This window comes from Roseibacillus ishigakijimensis, from assembly GCF_016595415.1.
In the GTDB taxonomy this organism is placed as follows: domain Bacteria; phylum Verrucomicrobiota; class Verrucomicrobiia; order Verrucomicrobiales; family Akkermansiaceae; genus Roseibacillus; species Roseibacillus ishigakijimensis.
On record NZ_JAENIO010000001.1, the window covers coordinates 24,957 to 40,776 of the forward strand.

15 protein-coding genes are annotated in these 15,820 nt (G+C 61.8%); 9 read left to right on the forward strand and 6 right to left on the reverse strand.

From position 1 onward, the window contains the following. Position 1 precedes the first annotated feature (1 nt). Positions 2–463 carry a C1orf50 family protein gene (locus tag JIN78_RS00130; protein ID WP_200389886.1) on the forward strand — a complete coding sequence of 154 codons (462 nt, stop codon included), beginning with the start codon at positions 2–4 and terminating at the stop codon, positions 461–463. Between the two features lie 18 nt (positions 464–481). Here JIN78_RS00130 and JIN78_RS00135 read toward each other — a convergent pair whose 3' ends face one another. After that, a complete protein-coding gene (locus tag JIN78_RS00135; RefSeq protein WP_200389887.1) occupies positions 482–1,303 on the reverse strand; it encodes a hypothetical protein in 822 nt (273 codons plus the stop codon). A gap of 193 nt (positions 1,304–1,496) precedes the next feature. On the opposite strand from JIN78_RS00135, the gene JIN78_RS00140 reads away from it, so the two are divergent. The 5 genes from JIN78_RS00140 to JIN78_RS00160 all read left to right on the forward strand — a co-directional run bounded on the left by JIN78_RS00140 (position 1,497) and on the right by JIN78_RS00160 (position 5,096). Further along, on the forward strand, positions 1,497–2,021 hold the full coding sequence (locus tag JIN78_RS00140) for a gamma carbonic anhydrase family protein (RefSeq protein WP_200389888.1): 525 nt from the start codon (positions 1,497–1,499) through the stop codon (positions 2,019–2,021). Positions 2,022–2,042: 21 nt separating this feature from the next. Next, a complete protein-coding gene (locus JIN78_RS00145) occupies positions 2,043–2,516 on the forward strand; it encodes a bifunctional nuclease family protein (protein WP_200389889.1) in 474 nt (157 codons plus the stop codon). Positions 2,517–2,655: 139 nt separating this feature from the next. Further along, on the forward strand, positions 2,656–3,864 hold the full coding sequence (locus JIN78_RS00150; RefSeq protein ID WP_200389890.1) for a M29 family metallopeptidase: 1,209 nt from the start codon (positions 2,656–2,658) through the stop codon (positions 3,862–3,864). A gap of 116 nt (positions 3,865–3,980) precedes the next feature. Continuing rightward, entirely contained in the window at positions 3,981–4,364 is a 384-nt protein-coding gene (locus JIN78_RS00155; protein ID WP_200389891.1) for a cupin domain-containing protein, read from the forward strand. 9 nt (positions 4,365–4,373) lie between these two features. Beyond that, a complete protein-coding gene (locus JIN78_RS00160; RefSeq protein WP_200389892.1) occupies positions 4,374–5,096 on the forward strand; it encodes a methyltransferase domain-containing protein in 723 nt (240 codons plus the stop codon). A gap of 46 nt (positions 5,097–5,142) precedes the next feature. Here JIN78_RS00160 and JIN78_RS00165 read toward each other — a convergent pair whose 3' ends face one another. From JIN78_RS00165 to JIN78_RS00175, 3 genes are read right to left on the reverse strand one after another with little or no spacing between them, the layout of a single operon-like run. Beyond that, the gene (locus tag JIN78_RS00165) at positions 5,143–5,724 is read right to left on the reverse strand and encodes a ribonuclease H-like domain-containing protein (protein WP_234037683.1); all 582 of its coding nucleotides are present in this window, start codon (positions 5,722–5,724) and stop codon (positions 5,143–5,145) included. Between the two features lie 15 nt (positions 5,725–5,739). After that, positions 5,740–6,651: an RDD family protein gene (locus tag JIN78_RS00170; RefSeq protein ID WP_200389893.1), complete on the reverse strand. Its 912-nt coding sequence runs from the start codon at positions 6,649–6,651 to the stop codon at positions 5,740–5,742. 14 nt (positions 6,652–6,665) lie between these two features. Then, the gene (locus tag JIN78_RS00175) at positions 6,666–8,249 is read right to left on the reverse strand and encodes an FtsX-like permease family protein (RefSeq protein ID WP_200389894.1); all 1,584 of its coding nucleotides are present in this window, start codon (positions 8,247–8,249) and stop codon (positions 6,666–6,668) included. A 153-nt stretch (positions 8,250–8,402) separates the two neighbouring features. Here JIN78_RS00175 and JIN78_RS00180 point away from each other — a divergent pair, with 153 nt between their 5' ends. From JIN78_RS00180 to JIN78_RS00190, 3 genes are all read left to right on the forward strand, one after another. Further along, entirely contained in the window at positions 8,403–9,218 is an 816-nt protein-coding gene (locus tag JIN78_RS00180) for a PEP-CTERM sorting domain-containing protein (RefSeq protein ID WP_200389895.1), read from the forward strand. A 120-nt stretch (positions 9,219–9,338) separates the two neighbouring features. Further along, the gene (locus JIN78_RS00185) at positions 9,339–12,224 is read left to right on the forward strand and encodes a hypothetical protein (protein WP_200389896.1); all 2,886 of its coding nucleotides are present in this window, start codon (positions 9,339–9,341) and stop codon (positions 12,222–12,224) included. A gap of 6 nt (positions 12,225–12,230) precedes the next feature. Continuing rightward, positions 12,231–12,857, forward strand: coding sequence for a c-type cytochrome (locus tag JIN78_RS00190; protein WP_200389897.1), 627 nt, complete (start codon positions 12,231–12,233; stop codon positions 12,855–12,857). A gap of 81 nt (positions 12,858–12,938) precedes the next feature. Here the strand turns inward: JIN78_RS00190 and JIN78_RS00195 are convergent, their stop codons facing one another. Together JIN78_RS00195 and JIN78_RS00200 are read right to left on the reverse strand one after the other, a co-directional pair. Next, positions 12,939–13,820, reverse strand: coding sequence for a hypothetical protein (locus tag JIN78_RS00195; RefSeq protein ID WP_200389898.1), 882 nt, complete (start codon positions 13,818–13,820; stop codon positions 12,939–12,941). A gap of 2 nt (positions 13,821–13,822) precedes the next feature. Beyond that, a complete protein-coding gene (locus tag JIN78_RS00200) occupies positions 13,823–15,805 on the reverse strand; it encodes a TonB-dependent receptor (RefSeq protein WP_200389899.1) in 1,983 nt (660 codons plus the stop codon). Between the last annotated feature and the right edge of the window lie 15 nt (positions 15,806–15,820).

Genomic DNA, 15,820 nt, shown 5'->3' on the forward strand with positions numbered 1-15,820 from the left:
GATGCCCGGTATGACCGAGCCCACCCGAGACCAGTCCGCCGTGCCCGGCATAGGGAGCGATGAGAAGCCCTCCAAGGCCTTTCTTCCCTACCCCGCCTCCACCCTCTCTCCGACCATCATTCCCACCGACCTCAGCAGCTTCAAGTCCCGGGGCATCGCCCGCGTCGAGCGGGATTTGCAGCAAAAGCTGACCGAAATGCGGGAAGAATACATCGCTACCATCACCCACTTCAATTGGAACAAGCTGGCCTACGAAGCGGACATCAGCTTCGAGCCCGTGGTGGGGGAGATCTATCACCTCTACGAGGCCAATGGCCGGCACCTCCTCTCCCTGATCGAACCGGAGAAATGGCACCAGAAGCACCTCGCCAGCCTCCGCCTGAACGTCGACCGCCAATTCGAACTCATCCGCCGGGGAGAGGGCATCGACGAGCGCCAGCTCTTCGGTGAAGCTTCGCCGTGAGACAGCCTCCGGCCCAGCTCAGCAAAGGCGGACCATGTCTTTGGCAAATTGCCACCAGAGAAAGAAGAGGCCCTTCCAGGAATAGCGGAATTCGCCTTCGCCCACGGGCTCAAGATAATTCCGCGCGAGATTGTACTCGATCTGGTGGCGCATCTCTTCCTCGATTTCGCTCACCATCTCATCAGGATCGGGCATCACGAGCTGCGCCCGGGGCACCTTCATCCGCTCCAGAAAGCGCTGATGGTCAGCGAGCATGTAATGAAAGCAACAGCGCTCGCAAGGAACGTGGTTCCAATGGAATTCCGGCGGCTCCTTCAGAGTAGTGGAAAAGGGAAAATTGGTGGTGCGATAGATCTGGCCATCCTCACCCCGGGAGGTGATGGAGACGAAGGCGAAGGTGATGCGCTCCTGCTCGCAGAGGCACACCGCCGCCGTAGCCCGCTCTTCCGGATTCCAATGGAGGCGGAAGAACTGCTTCATGCCCGCCCAATTCCACGCAGCATCACCCACATGCTCAAAGTGGGCATCGCACATCTCGTCAAGAGCCCGGCTCGCATTGGGAAAGAGCTCGTCGGAAGGAGCGGAGAGACTTTGCAAGCGGTTCTCGCGGGGTAGACGCATCTTGCGAATGCGCGTGAGCAGCTCGATCCAAGGAAGGAGAAACAACCCCGCGACCCCCAGCAGCCCCACCCACCAACGGTTGCTGAGGAAGTAGAAGGCACAGAATGTGGCGGCGAGAAAAAAGAAGGATCCCAGCTTGCGTGACCAGTTCCGACGACACGCCCGAAAGGCGATCGCGAAAAGAATCAGGGCCACAACAATGAGGAGTTCTCTTACCATATCACTTTCTTTCCTCCAAGGCGCTCCGGCCCGGATCTCCCAGTAGAGGTGCAGCCAAATCGGCCTTCCGTCCAGTCGCGGATGCAAATTTTTCTCTTTTCCCTCCTCTTGCGAAGGCCATGACTACAAGTTCACTGCCATTCTGCAGCCATTTTCAAATCGAGCTTTTCCCGCCGCAGGGTTAGGCTTGGCCATGGCCATCGAACAATACGAAGGAAGCTCTCCCCAGCTGGGCGAGGGTGTTTTTATCGCTGCCAGTGCCGACGTCATCGGCCGCGTCACCCTCGGCCCCCGGGCCAGTATCTGGTATCAGGCCACCCTTCGTGGCGACATCAACGACATCGTCATTGGCGAGGATTCCAATGTGCAGGACAACGCCGTGCTCCACCTCTCCGATGACCTACCCTGCATCATCGGCCGCGAGGTGACGGTGGGGCACTCCGCCATTGTGCACGCGGCCACCGTCGAGGATGGAGCCCTCATCGGGATGGGCGCGATCGTGCTCGATGGCTCCGTCATCGGGGCCGAATCCATCGTCGGCGCGGGAGCCCTGGTGACAGGAAGGACCATCGTCCCCCCCCGTTCCCTGGTGCTCGGCTCCCCCGCCCGCGTGGTGCGCACCCTCAGCGAGGAAGAGGCCCGCATGGGACGCAATCTGGCAGCGAAATACGTGGCCCAGAGCCGAAAGTTTCTCGCCCGCGGAGGAGAACCGCGCTAAGGCTGGAGTCCCGCCCATCTTATGAAAGTCGAGCTCATCCAAGTCGAACCCATCGCCCTCTTGCCCACCCAAGCCGGATGCGCGGTCTTCCTCGGCGACGGCAAAAAAGTCATCGTCTTCTACATCGAACCCGGCATCGGAGCCTCCATCAATGCCGTCCTGGCCGGCCAAAAGCCCCCCCGCCCCCTCACCCACGACCTCTTCGCCCAAGTGCTGGAAGCCTTTGGAGCCACCGTAACCCACGTCGTGATCTCGAAAGTGGAAGACGAAATCTTCTACGCCCATCTCCATCTCAGCGCCCAGAACGAAATTATGGAAAAAAAAATCATCGAGGCCGATGCGCGCCCCTCCGACTGCATCGCCCTCGCCGTGCGCCAGGACGCCCCCATCATGTTCGTCAAGTCGGTCTGGGAAGCGCAGCCCGATATGTCTCACGTTCTGGAAGAACTGCGCAAGCAGGGGATGTCCGACGAAGGCGAAGACATCCCTTTCTGACATCAATTGAGACTGATTATTTCATCCTTTTTTACTAAAAAATCATCTTATCTCAATAAGCTATTATTCGAGACTAGCTCATCGGAGGAGAGAAAAGTTCCCTTGCGCGTGGGGCAATTCCTCCTAATTTCAGGGCATCATGCCCCATCCCACGAGTTCTGTCGTTCCGGAATACCTTAGCGAAGAAATCCTTCTCAACCCCGAGAAGAGAGAGTTCCCCCCCTTCAGCCTGAGTCGACTGCTTGGCACCGTGTTCAAGCCCACCCAAGGATGCAAGGTCTGTATTCTGACGGACTTTGAAGAGCCGGAAAACCTCATCAAGGACTTCCATTTCCTTTCGGAGGAGGGCTTCGAGGTGCAGAAGAACGCCTACCACCATTTTTACCAGGGTCTTAAAAACGGGGTGCTCGATGAACTGGGAATGACTGGGGGCGAAATGTTTGCCTATCGCTACACCTACGGCTCCAATCTCGATCTGAAAGACGAAGTCTGGGACACCACTGGCAAGCAGCTCTCTCTCGACCGCGATATTTATCCCGAATACGACCTCATCCTCTGTATTTCCACTTGGTCGGCCACCGCTCCTCTCACCGCCAAGTGCAAGGAATTCAATTTCCGCGGTGCCACCATGCACGGGATGAATGACGTCATTCTCAACTCCGGCTTGGCCGTTGATTACGAGGAAGTCTCTGCCGATGCGGAGAAGATCCGCCTGGCGATGAACCATGCCGATTCCATCGAGATCGACTTTGCTCTGGAAGACGGCACCGTGCTGACCGCCACATTGGAGTTGGAGGGGCAGGAAGCGCAGAAATCCCACGGGCTCTGTCAGGGGACCGCTCCTGATATCGCCAACCTTCCGGCAGGTGAAATTTACTACGTCCCCCGTGATGCCAACGGCAAATTCCCGATGAAATACGAGGATGGCACCTTGGGCGTGCTCGACGTGGTCAATCGCAATGTCATCAAATCCACCCTCATTGCAGGAGATCAGGCCACCATTGATGAGCACAACGCCCGCTTGGCCGACGATCCGATGACCGGCACCCTGGGCGAACTCGGATTTGGCACCCAGGTCCTACCTGTTTCCTATCAGGATATTCAGGATGAGAAAGTGCTCGGCACCTGCCATCTGGCGACGGGCCGCGACGACCATCTCGGAGGTGACATTGTGCCCGAGATGTTCAAGAAGCACGAAAACTCGACCCACGACGACATCCTCTTTGCCCCGCACAAAACTCCCAACTTCAACGTCAAGGAAGTGCGCATGAATCGAGGCGGGCAGCAGGAAGTGATCATCGAGAACTTCCGCCCAAGTCAGTTCATTATCCATGCGATTTCCGGATGATTGAACCCAAGCAGCTGCACCGCAGGCCTGTCCCCAGGGGCGGGCCCCGGTCGAGCGTTTTCCCTCCGGCGCGGCCTTTTGGAAAGAATGGCGGGGGCCAGCCCGTTTTTGAAAGCATGCCCGAAACCCGTTTCCACAAAGTCCAGCTCGACGAATTGCCTGAAATCGAATGCTGCTGCGGCACCACCCGCCGTGGCTTCGCCCACCTCCCGGATGCCCCGGCCTCCATCCACCTCCTCGACGTCAAGGACGAGCCCACTTGCCACTACCACCAGAAGACCGCCGAAATCTATCTCGTGCTCGAAGGCGAAGGCCATCTGGAACTCGATGGTGAGCTTATCCCCGTCAAACCCCTTTCTTCCGTCCTAATTCAGCCCGGCTGCCGCCACCGCGCCGTCGGACAGCTCAAAATCATCAACATTCCCGTTCCCAAGCACGACGAGAACGACTTTTTCTACGAGGAGAACGCCGTGGCCCCGGGAGAAAGGCCCGTGCACTGAAATCACCCCATGAACATTTACGAAAGCGACAAACTCCTCGCCGAATACCTCCTCTTTCACTTCGCCCGCCCGGAGGAAATCCTTCCCTGGGAGTTCGGTCCGCGGGAAGCCCTCGACTACCCGGTGCGGGTCACGCAGCATTTTTCCCCCGGCCAAGGGGGACGCGCACTCGACCTCGGCTGTGCGGTGGGACGCTCGACTTACGAGCTTTCTCGTAGCAGCCAGGAGGTGATCGGCATCGACTACTCCCATGCTTTCATCACGGCGGCCGAAGAAATCAAGGCAGGTCCCCGCCGCATTGCCCGCCTGGAAGAAGCCCATCGGGCCACCGAACTGTTGGTGAGCTTGCCTGCGGGAGTGGACCCCTCGCGCTGCCAGTTCGAACAAGGTGACGCCATGAACTTGCGCGCGGATCTGGGTCGTTTCGACCGGGTGCTGGCCGCCAACCTCATTTGCCGCCTGCCCGAGCCGGAAAAATTCCTCGCCCGCCTCCCCGACCTTGTGCATCCCGGCGGAGAAGTGGTCTTGGCCACTCCCTGCACCTGGTTGGAGGAATTCACTCCTCCCGGGAATTGGCCCCCGGGCCACACTCTCGATTGGCTGAAGGAAACCCTGTCCCGCGACTTCGAGCTACGGGCGGAGGCTGACGAGCCCTTTCTCATCCGCGAAACCGCCCGCAAGTTCCAATGGACCGTCGCTCTGGTGACCAAGTGGCAACGGCGCGAGGGGTAGCACCCGCCCGGGTTCGATTCCGCCCGGAGTCCGCCCGGGGGAGAGCTCACTCCCCTTGCCAATCGACCGCCACTTCCAAGGGTTCGGCAGAGCCATCGTCGATTTTGACGTGGCCATGGGCGACGCCGTATTCGTAGACGCATTTGGTCACTTTCACATCCACCGCACAATATTCGGCGATGTCGATGAGGGCTTGGTCGTTGCCGGTCTTGAGGTAGTCCTGCCACCATTTGAGGGCGTCCACTCCCGAGGCGCTTTTGCCAATGCCCAGCGATCCGGAGGCCACCGCGTCGAGCTTCCAGCGACGGCCGGTGATGACTTGCAGGTCGAGCATGGTATCCAGATTGAGGGTTTGTTCGGCGAGCTCGAGGACAGTGTATTTTTGCAAAACCGGGTAATCGAACTCGACATGATTGTGCCCCACGACGAGATCGGCCCGGAGGAGTTGCTGCACCAGCGCATCCATCTCATCTTCCCCGTAGATGAAGTATTTCCCCGCCTTGGTGGAATAAGTCACCGCCACGGAGACCCCCATTTTGCTCTTGTCGCCCTTCACATCATTGAAGCTGCGTTGGGTCTCGAGGTCGAAATAGACGATATCGCGCACGGCCTCACCCTGCGCGGTCATCCGGGTGCTGACAAGTCAGCTTTCTGGCTTGGCCTCGCCGGTCCCGGTTTCCTTTTCGGGTAAGGGGCCGAGGATGCGTTCCAGTCGTTCCTGCACCTCGCGCTCCATGCGGACGCGCTCTTCCAGGGGCATCTCGGCAAGGGCCAGTTGGCTGCTGAGGACGAGCACCACGGTAAGGAAGGCCGTCAGCCCGCCGCCGAAGAGGACCCACTTGGCGGGTGACGATTCCACCCTCTCCAGCCGGTTCCCGGTCGCGGTATCCCAAAGAACGATTTTCTTTTTGCGAGCCATCCAAAAGGCGACGAGGTGGCAAAGCTCGCGCAGGATGGGTTGGCCGAAGCCCATGCCCAGGATCATGACGCGGCAAGTGCGCATAAACGCCGGGCCGGGGCTCAGCTTGTCCCCACTTGGCCCGACCACCTTGAGGCCGACCAGCCACTTCCCGGGCGTGGTCCCCCAGTAATGAAGTAGGAGCGCCTCGAAGAAGATCCACGGCAGCACGAAGACGAAAGCAAAGAGGGCATTGGCAGTCAGGTCGGTGAGGCGATTACCGGAGAGGACCACCCAGATGAGAAAGAGCATGCTGTAGGCGAGGTAGTCGAACCAGCGCCCTCCGAAGCGCCGCCAGAGATGCAGCTGGGCTGGGACGGGAGGGGGCGTGGGCGGGAGCGGCCGGGCCTCTTGTTCTTCCTCCTCAACCTTTTGCAAATACTCTTCGACGTTCTCGGCTGTCACCACCTCTTGCCCGGCAGCGGAGGAGAATTCGTCCGCAAAGAGCTCGACCTCGCCCAGCGGGGTCCACTGGTCCAGCGTGCTGAACCACACTTTGCGCTCGGGTGCCAATTCGCCGGAACGGATGCGGGAGCGGAGCTCGAAGTCCAATAGAGGACCTTCTTTTTCGCCATCAGTAATGAGCCAGAATTCCATGGAAAAGTGAGAGATTAGAGATTGCGCAAAGATTTGGCGGCATCGTTGCGGGCGGCCTTCAGGGCGGGCAAAAGAGCGGCCAGTCCACACAGAAGCCAGGCCGCAATCGCCACAAAAATCATGAACCCGGGCATGATGCGGGCCGGCAGCTCGGAAAAGCCCTGGAAGTCGGCAGGAAACGGATCGAAGCCCACGCTGGCCAATCCCCGCTGGATGGGAGCGCGCTGCCAGATGATGAGAAGGGCGAGCGCAACGCCGCCGAGGGCGCCAAAGAAACCGACCACCAGGCCCTGCCAGAGGAAAACCCAGGAGATTTGCGGGCCGGTCGCACCAAGGGCCTTCATGACCCCGATTTCCTGCTTTTTCTGAATGGTGACGGTATACATCACCGCCATGATGGAGAAGGCGGAGATGATGCCAATGAAAGAAAGGGCAAAGGTCATCATCAGGCGCTCGGTCCGGATGAGAGCAAACTGGGCGACATGCCGATCCATCCAGGTCGCCGTTACGAACTCCTCTCCCAGCGCGGCCTCGATTTTTTCCGCGCCCTGGATGGCATGGAAGGGATCCTCCAGGCGCACGGCCACGGCTTGCACACCGTTGGTGAGGCCGGTGAGCTCTTGCCCAATGGGCAGGGGGATGAACATTTGGGGCCCGGGAGTGCGCTGGGAGTCGCCGTATACCCCCCACACGGTCAATTTCTTTGGCAGCACGATCTCCTTGATATTTTTCAAGGTGGCCAAATCGGCGGCATCGACATCGAGTTCGCTCACCGCTTGGAGGGCATCCGCCACCTCCTGCCAAGTCTCCCCGGGGACGAGGTAGGCATCCTCGGCAGCATTGCGGTCGACCGCACTGAGCGCGATGAGCGCCTGGTTAAGGGACTCCAGCTCGGCCTCCCGCGCCTCTTGGGTGCGCAGTTCCTCAATGGTGCCGTAGAAGCCCTGCAACTCCGCGAGGGCAACCTCCGGGGCTTCCCGGTGGCGGGTGATGAACTCCTGCAAAGAAGCCAGCTCCCCTCCGAAACGCTCGCGGAGGGGTTCCACATTGATGCGCTCAAAGGCCTCCTTGACCACATCGAAATTGCGCGAGGCATAGACCTCCACCTCGTCACCCACCGAGAGCATGAGGTCCTGAGCCAATTGGCGGGAGATGACGGTGTATTCGTCGATGCCAATATCCGCGCGGCTGCCGGGGTAGCCTTCTTGATCAAGCAATTCCTCCAGAGCCTCGATCTGGGCTTGGTCATCAGTATCGATGGCGCGAAAGGCCACCGGTTTGCGATAACCCGGAGCATCGACCAAAACGAAATCTTGAATGAGCGCGTAGCTGCCCGTCACTCCTTCGACCGCATTGAGCTGGTCCTCGAGCTGGTCCCAATCGCTCACAAAGCCGGTCACTTCCTGCACCTCCACATGGGGGGCGAAGCCGAGGAGCAGCTTCTTCACCTCACGCTCGAAGCCGGCATGGATGGAGAGGACCACAATGAGCACGGCCACCCCCAACATCACACCCACGAGGGAAATGAGGGTAATGGCCGAGACGTGGGAACGCACCGGGTTGAGATAACGGCCTGCCAGAAGTCGACTGAAGTTCATGTTGCGGGAAAGAGCGAAACCGTCCCTGCCTTTTGCCCAAAGCGCAACCCTTAAGCAACCGCCAGGGATGGCGAGGAACAAATTCCCGCTTTTTTTTGCACGGGCGAAAGCAGCCCCGACATCCCCTCTCCGGTCAATCAACCCGGAAAATCCATGAAAAAATCACTCCTTTCTCTTCTCGCAATCGCCCCCCTGAGCCACGCGGCCACCTACACCACCAGCTTCGACGCCCCGACCTATTCGGCAGGGCCCTTGTCCTTTCAAGACAACTGGCTGTCCCAAGACCAGTGGCAAGCGGACGGAGCGGGCAATGTGACCACCTCGTCCGGGGGCTTCATCCGAATGCAAAACTCGACCGTCGGCCACGACAACTCGGTAGGCAGTACCGCCTCCATCTCCTCCACCTTCACTCTCCTCGGCGAATACGACGCCACTGCCGACGCGCCCCAGATCGCCAACATTACCATGGACTGGCAGGAAGGGATTTTCGTTCACGGCCTCAGCGATCAGACAGACCAAGCTGCTCCGGACTTGCGAGGCTCGACCGTTGGCCTCTACTTCGAGCCATCCGGCACTGCCGATCCCGACACTCTTGAACTGCGTGGGGCTGGCCTGACTACAGTAAGCCTCGGCAGTGCGAGTCTCTACAACGGCCACACCTGGACCCTGGCGGTGGACTACACCCACACTGGCGCGGGCAGCTACACTGTGACCGCCAGCCTCGACAGTCTGAACGATGCGGCACCCGCCTTCACCGCGACTGGCACCGCCACTCTCGGGGATCTGGCCGGAGCCTCCCTCTTGCACGGAGTCTCACAGTCCCTCCCCGTAGGGGGCACCACTGGCGGCAACCGCAATGTCTATGATGGCATTTCGGTGAGTGAATACAGTTTCACCGGCGTTCCCGAGCCCTCTTCCCTCTTGCTCTGCGGCTTGGGGGCTCTCGGCCTGCTGCGCCGCAAGCGCTAGGGAGGCCCTTTCCCCCATCTCTCGCAATCCAAAAAGCCCCGTCCCTCGCTGGCGGGGCTTTTTTTGGGCAAAAAATTTTACCGATAGGAATCGGGCGGAGAATCGCTAGATTAACGAACGATGCGCGGACTGCTCTCCCTGGCCTTCCTCCCCCTCTGCTCCCTGGCAGAAGAGCTGCCCCTGCCCTCCGATCCAGCGGAAGCGCGGGACCCGGCCCCCACCTCCCTCGCCCCTAGTGGGCTTTTTCCCCAACTGCGCATACCAGTCGGCACCACCCTGGCTCCACAAGAACGCGCTTCCCCTGGCGCGGCCGCCTCCCCCACCCTGCTGGATTACCAGGGGGTGAGCTACTTCGCACGGGGCCGCTCGCTCGTTGCCGCTTCCGATTTGAATGGCGATGGCACTCTAGGCAGCGAGGAAGAAGTGGTGCTGGGAGAGGGATTCCACCCCGTGGCCCTCACCTTGGGGCCTGATGGCCGACTCTACGGAGTCACCGATGGAGAAGGCCTCACCTTTAGCAGCCAGGAGGGGGTGAGCTACCGCTTTCCCGATCAGGGAGTGGCCTTCCGCTGCGAGCCCGAGGGCAGCGGCTTCGAGGTCTACCATAGCGGACTGCAAAATCCCGGCAAAATCGCCTTCAATGAGCAGGGCGATCCCTTCACCGTCGTTCGCCAACCCGCAACCGGGGAACTCCAGCTCATCCCCCTTTTCGCTGGTGGGGACTCCAGCCGCCTCTCTCCCCCGGAGGCAGAACCCCGGCCCGCACCGGCCGTGGATTTGCTTTTCCAGCCCGGCACGGCCTTGGGTGGCCTCGCCCGGGGCCGCTTCCTCCTGACCCAAGACACCGGCAGCGATGAACAATCGGGCCTGTGGACCTTTGCCATGGAGCGCTACCGCTGCAGCTACCGCATGATGGATGCCCGCCAGTTTCTCTGGGGCCGGCGCATCACCGCCCTCGCCTTTTCTCCCGCTGGCGAGTTACTTTTGACCGAGGCCGCCACCCGCAACCACCGCCTGCTGGTGATGAGCGCGCCGGAGATTGGCGAAGGCGAGGAGGCCGCAGAAGTGGCCACCCTCCTCGCCGCCGGTTTTCACCACCGCGAGGCCGCCGAGCTGGCCGGGCTGCTGGGCCACCGCGACCAACGGGTGCGCCTGCACGCCCAGATCGCCCTCGCCGACCATCCCCAGGCCCTGGCGACCTTCTACCAACAGCTCCACCTGCGCGATCGCTTGCTAGATCTGCCGCCGGAGAATCTCCTGCTCCCGGCTCTGGAAAATAACGACCCTCTGCGCGCGGACAACACCCCGCTGGCCCGCCTGCACGCCACCTGGGGCCTAGCGATGCTGGCCCGCAGAAATGACGACCCCTACGCCACCGCCGCCCTGCTCGGCCTCCTCAGCAGCCCCGACCCGGAGCTACGGGCGCAGGCCGCCCGGGCCCTCGGAGAAGCCCCTCCCAGCGATCCCGCCCGCCTCATCGCAGCCCTCTCCGATCCCTCGGACCGAGTGAGCTTCCAGGCAGCCCTCTCCTTGGGGCGACTGCGCGTAGCGGAGGCCCTGCAACCCCTCCTCACCCTGGCCCTGCATGCCGCCGACCAACAAGATGGCGAGCTCTTGCAAGCAGCCGTCATCGGCTTGGCCGGTTGCGCCCAAGAACTCGACCTGCTCGGCCTCTCCGGCCATGCCCTGCCCGAAATGCGACTGGCCGTCCTCCTCGCCCTCCATCGCCTCCGCCACGTCGGGGTCAACCGCTTCCTCTTCGACCATGTGCCCACCATCCGTCTGGAAGCCATCCGCCTCATTCACGATACCCCCATCGAATCCGCCCGCCCGGCCCTGATGGCCGTGCTCGACGAACTCCTTGCCAAGAAAGACGCCAACCCCGCGCCCGCCATCTGGCACCGCCTGCTCCACTCCGCCTACCATCTCGGCACGGCGGAGAATGCCCGCCGTCTGGGAGAGCTCGCCCTCACCGAACACGTGCCTTTGGACCAACGACGGGAGGCTCTGCGCCTTTTGCAAAACTGGACCCAACCTCCGTCTCCCCAGCCCGCCCGGCCTCGCGCGGAGGTCCTCCCCCTCTTGTCACACTCCTTCCTCCCCCTGCTCCAGGCAGAGAGCCCCCTCGTCGAAGAAGCTCTCGCCCTCCTGGCCCACTATGAGGTCAACCCCGAAGGCCTGGGCACGGCCCGCTGGCGGACTCTCCTTGCGCAGGAAAGCTGCCCTCCTCTCCTCCGCACCTTCGCCTTCGAAAATCTCGCCGCAAGACTGAGCGAGAAAGAGCTACGCCCCCTCATCGACGAACTCCTGACGGCAGAACGCCCTCTCCCCGTCGCCCTCCATCTCGCGATCGTGCAAAAACTCACCGAGCTCTCTCCCGAGCAGTCTTTTTCCGTCCTCACCGCCGCCCTGGCCGCTGACGACACCAGGCTCCGGCAAGGGGCCGCCATTCAGCTGGCCACCCACCCCCACCCCGGGGTCGCCCCCCTCGTCCGAGACTACTTCCAGCAACTGGCGCAGGGTAAAAGCGTGGACCGGACCATCGAATTGGAGATGACCAAGGCCGCCCAGGTCAGCCCCCATCACGAACCCCACCAGGCCCTCGCCGACTACCGCCGCGCAGTGGCCCACGACCCCCTGGCCTCCCACCTGGGATCGCTCTACGGGGGGGATCTCCAGCAGGGCCGGGAAATTTTCCACACTCACCCAGCGGTCCGATGTGCCAGCTGCCACCCCCATCGCCCCGAGCAGCCGGGAGGGGAGTTCCCGGGACCTCATTTGTCCAAAGTCGGCAAACAGCCCGTCACCAGCCTCCTACAAAAGCTCCTCGCCCATGGCTCCTCCCCAGCCGACCCGGCCTCCCCCCCCGCTCTCCCCGCCCTCCTCACCGGAGAAGAAATGCGCGATTTGTTGGCCTATCTCGCCACCTTGCAAGAAGCCCCTTTCCCCAAAAATCAACTTGCCCCCGAGGCCAAAGAAGCGCATCCCTCTTTCACACCCTATTGAACCGCCATGGCCGAAGAAACCACACCTGCTCCTGCTGACAATGCCGCCGCCGCCGGTGGCGCACCCGAAGGCATCGATCCCGCCGTTTGGGAAATGGGCAAACAAGTCTACGAAACCCCCGGGGGCTGCATCACCTGCCACCAGGCCGATGGCAACGGCCTCCCCGCCGCCTTCCCCCCCCTCGCGGGCTCGGAGTGGGTCACAGGCCCGGCGGAGAACCTGATTCGCATCCAGTTGCGCGGCCTCACTGGTGCCATCGAGGTCAAGGGAGAAACTTTCAACAGCGTCATGCCTCCCAGCGTGACCCTCAATGACGAGCAAATCGCCGCCGTGTTGACCTACGTGCGCAACAACTTCGGCAACGAAGGCTCCCCGGTCACCCCGGACATGGTGGCAGAATTTGCCGGAGAAAAAGGCCAGCCCATGCTCACCGTGGCCGACCTCAAGGATCCGTCGGAAGCCGTCGAGGAGGAGAAGCCCACTACCGTCAGCCCCGAGGAACTCAAGGGCGCGGTCCAAGGCAGCATCCCCAAAGCCGACAGCTACCTGAGCTTCCCCGGCGGAATCGCAGCCATCGTCTTTCTCGTAGTGATCGCCGGTGCCGCGGGCAAACTCCTTTTGGGCAAAAGCTAACGCCCCTTCTTACCAATCGCCCAAGCCATCCAGCCAAGAGAGCTGGATGACCCCGGGGAGGCGCCCCCCGGACCAGTCAGCTCACTTGACTGCAATGCGGTAGAGGCCAGCAGTCTGCTGCATGGAGACCCGGCCTTGGGTCTCCTCGCCAGTGGCAGTCACCTCGGCGACCTCACTCCAGTCCCCGCTGATCGCATCCCTTTTCATGATGGCGTAGGTCGTGCCCGCCTGAGAGCGCCAGCTGATCACGAACTCCTCTTCCTCCACTTCCGCCGCCAGGATTTCCAGCAGCGCGACCTCACCGGCCACTTGCAGCACCCCAACCCCATCCAAATCGAATCCGGCGGATCCGGTGGTCGGATAGGGATCGTAGATAGGATCTTCCGAGCTATCGAGGCTCAGCCCATCGCCCACCACATCGACGAGGCGGACAAAGGAGACCTGCGCCAAGCCCAGCTCCGCCAAGTCAAAAGGCGTGCCGTAGCCTGCGCGGTATTTCCCTGCCAAGCCCGTGATGTTGGTCGCATCCACGGAGCCAAAGGCCGGCACCGGAGCGGCAGTGAGCGAATCGCTGGCAAAACGCATGAAATGAACGCCATCAACCGAAACCTCAACATAAGCCAGCTCGAGGAAGGTGTCCGAAAAACTATTCTCAAAAACCGCGAAATCCGGGCCCTCACCATCGCCAATAGGCTGCGCAAAACCCAGCACGATAGAACCACCCCGCCCCAAGGTCACGATGGAACTGTAGCCCCCCACCGGGCCGAGGGCATTCTCCGGCGTCTGGAAGCTCGCACTGACCTCCGCCCCCACCTGATAGGAAACGACCTCGCTGGCCCACGCCACAAAGCGCATGTCGCTGGCGGATAGAGCGGTCGAGCCCTCGCGAGTAGCGGGCGGCTCGTAGGGCCCCGCCAGAGCCGGGGAAATGGTCAAAGCAATTGATAGCAGTTGTCTTTTCATCATTAAAATCGAAGGCGCAGTCCGCACTGCCACTGGCGGCCGGGCGCGGGGTAAAATTGCGTCGCCGCCGCATAGCTCGCGTAGTGGCGATCCAGCAGGTTGGTGACTTTTCCATAGAGCAGGCAATCCTCGCTGAGCTGCCAATCCACCCCGAGATGAAAGACCGCCCGGGCCGGAAGCCGCTGCCCCTCGTTGCCAAAGTCATCCCCCTGCCAGCTGGAACTGAGAAACTGCCCCCCCAAAGAGACCTCCCAATCAGCGGCAGGCGCAAAGGCCAGATTGCCAAAGAGAGAATGCCGGGGAACTAGGGGCAACTCCCGATCCGCGAACTCCCCCTCGCGCAGTCGGGCCTCCGTCCAATGATAGCGCAAGTCCGCCCGCCAGCGCTCGCCCTCCCACTGAGCAAAGAGCTCGCCACCAATCCTCGCGGTCGCCGCCAGATTGCGATTCAAGTTGTCTTGAAAAGCGATTTCATCCTCCAGCCAAGTGCCAAAAAGGGCCATCCCTCCTTGCAGAAGCCCCCATTGAGCGGAAAACCCCGCCTCCACACTGTGCCCCCACTCCGGCTCCAGTGCGGCATTGAAAGGAACGTCCAGCAGAAAGCCCTGATAGCCCGCGATCTCATCCAAAAGCGGGAAGCGATAAACCCGTTCGTAGCGCAACCAGGCCGACGACTCGGGCGCAAACTCATACTCCAATGCCGCCTCGGCAGCCCACTGCAACTCCCGGCCTTTTTCCGAAAAAGTTTCCTCCGGACTGGGGAAAGCCCCCAGGCCCCGGGAGTCTGCCCGCAATTGATAGCCCTCTCCACTCGCCCCCGCGCGCAGCGACCAGCCCCCCCCCAACTCGTAGCGGCCCAGCAAAAAGAGCGCGGCCGACTCCCGCGCCAGCTCCGCCCGCTGCCGGGGCAGTTGCCGCTCCTGGTCCGAATATCCCCGGAACTGCAGGCGCTCCGCCCGCCACCGCACCCCTCCCTCTAGCTCCAGGCGAGCCCCCTTCCACTCCCCCACCATTTCTCCCTGCCCCTGGCCCACCTCGTTGTCGGCGAAGAATCCGCCCTCGTTGATGAGGCGCTCCTCCCACGAACCGCTGGCCCGGGCACTCCCCTGCCAGGCCCCCGCCCCTTGCCAGCGCAACAGCCCGTCGAGCTGGCTCGTCCTCCGCTCCGTCACATACAAGTCCTCAAAGCCAGTCACATAGACCGCACTCTGTCGCGGATCGGACTGGAAGCGGTCGAAACCCAATCCACCTGGATTCTCAAAGCGCACCTCGCTCGCGCTGAAAGCCAAGCGGCTTTCGACCGCCGGTCCGGAGGAATGCTGCAGAGACAGCGAAAAGCTCCCCTCCTCCCGTCCCGAGTGGTCCCGATAGCCCGCACTCCGGTAGTCCTCCCCGCGGAAGGTCCAGGCACCCTCCGCGAGAGGCGCTTGCAGGGACAACGCGCCCGAGCGAGTGCTCTCGCTACCCAGATAGGCCGAAAGCTCGCCTCCCCGCTCGACGGGCCCGGCCTCGGTTTGCAGGGCAATCACCCCCGCGAGGGCCGCGCTGCCATAACGCACCGTGCGGCTTCCGCGCAAGACACTCACCGACTCGAGACTTTCCAATGGCACACGCCCCCACTCCGGGGAAGACAAGTCCGGCCGATTGAGCGGCAAGCCATCGAGCAAAATCAGAGTCTTGCGCAAAGAGCCATCCCCAAAGCCCCGCATAACGGGAGACCCACTACGGGAATTCCCGTAGACAGAAAGAAAGGGAACACCCGCCTGCGCAGAGAGGAAGGAGAGCACCGAATCCGAACGGGAGTCTTGCAACTCTTCCCGCCCGAAGCTCTCCCCACTCCCTGGAAAGGCAAGGGAATCCGTAAGCCCTTCTTCCTCTGCCACTGCGGCCACAGTAGACGGCGGCAGCGACACTTGGCCCGGGAGTAGAGCTCCCGAACCCACCCAGCAAAGGAGAGAAAGGCTGAATCCAGTCAGCCGAATCATGGCGCGATCTTGATG

Bases quoted from the DNA above. Each gene is read 5' to 3' on its own strand.
- JIN78_RS00150 (WP_200389890.1), top strand. From the start codon at position 2,656: ATGCCCCATCCCACGAGTTCTGTCGTTCCGGAATACCTTAGCGAAGAA.
- JIN78_RS00175 (WP_200389894.1), bottom strand. From the start codon at position 8,249: ATGAACTTCAGTCGACTTCTGGCAGGCCGTTATCTCAACCCGGTGCGT.
- JIN78_RS00135 (WP_200389887.1), bottom strand. From the start codon at position 1,303: ATGGTAAGAGAACTCCTCATTGTTGTGGCCCTGATTCTTTTCGCGATC.
- JIN78_RS00130 (WP_200389886.1), top strand. From the start codon at position 2: ATGCCCGGTATGACCGAGCCCACCCGAGACCAGTCCGCCGTGCCCGGC.
- JIN78_RS00170 (WP_200389893.1), bottom strand. From the start codon at position 6,651: ATGGAATTCTGGCTCATTACTGATGGCGAAAAAGAAGGTCCTCTATTG.
- JIN78_RS00200 (WP_200389899.1), bottom strand. From the start codon at position 15,805: ATGATTCGGCTGACTGGATTCAGCCTTTCTCTCCTTTGCTGGGTGGGT.
- JIN78_RS00165 (WP_234037683.1), bottom strand. From the start codon at position 5,724: ATGACCGCGCAGGGTGAGGCCGTGCGCGATATCGTCTATTTCGACCTC.
- JIN78_RS00190 (WP_200389897.1), top strand. From the start codon at position 12,231: ATGGCCGAAGAAACCACACCTGCTCCTGCTGACAATGCCGCCGCCGCC.
- JIN78_RS00180 (WP_200389895.1), top strand. From the start codon at position 8,403: ATGAAAAAATCACTCCTTTCTCTTCTCGCAATCGCCCCCCTGAGCCAC.
- JIN78_RS00155 (WP_200389891.1), top strand. From the start codon at position 3,981: ATGCCCGAAACCCGTTTCCACAAAGTCCAGCTCGACGAATTGCCTGAA.
- JIN78_RS00185 (WP_200389896.1), top strand. From the start codon at position 9,339: ATGCGCGGACTGCTCTCCCTGGCCTTCCTCCCCCTCTGCTCCCTGGCA.
- JIN78_RS00195 (WP_200389898.1), bottom strand. From the start codon at position 13,820: ATGAAAAGACAACTGCTATCAATTGCTTTGACCATTTCCCCGGCTCTG.
- JIN78_RS00140 (WP_200389888.1), top strand. From the start codon at position 1,497: ATGGCCATCGAACAATACGAAGGAAGCTCTCCCCAGCTGGGCGAGGGT.
- JIN78_RS00145 (WP_200389889.1), top strand. From the start codon at position 2,043: ATGAAAGTCGAGCTCATCCAAGTCGAACCCATCGCCCTCTTGCCCACC.
- JIN78_RS00160 (WP_200389892.1), top strand. From the start codon at position 4,374: ATGAACATTTACGAAAGCGACAAACTCCTCGCCGAATACCTCCTCTTT.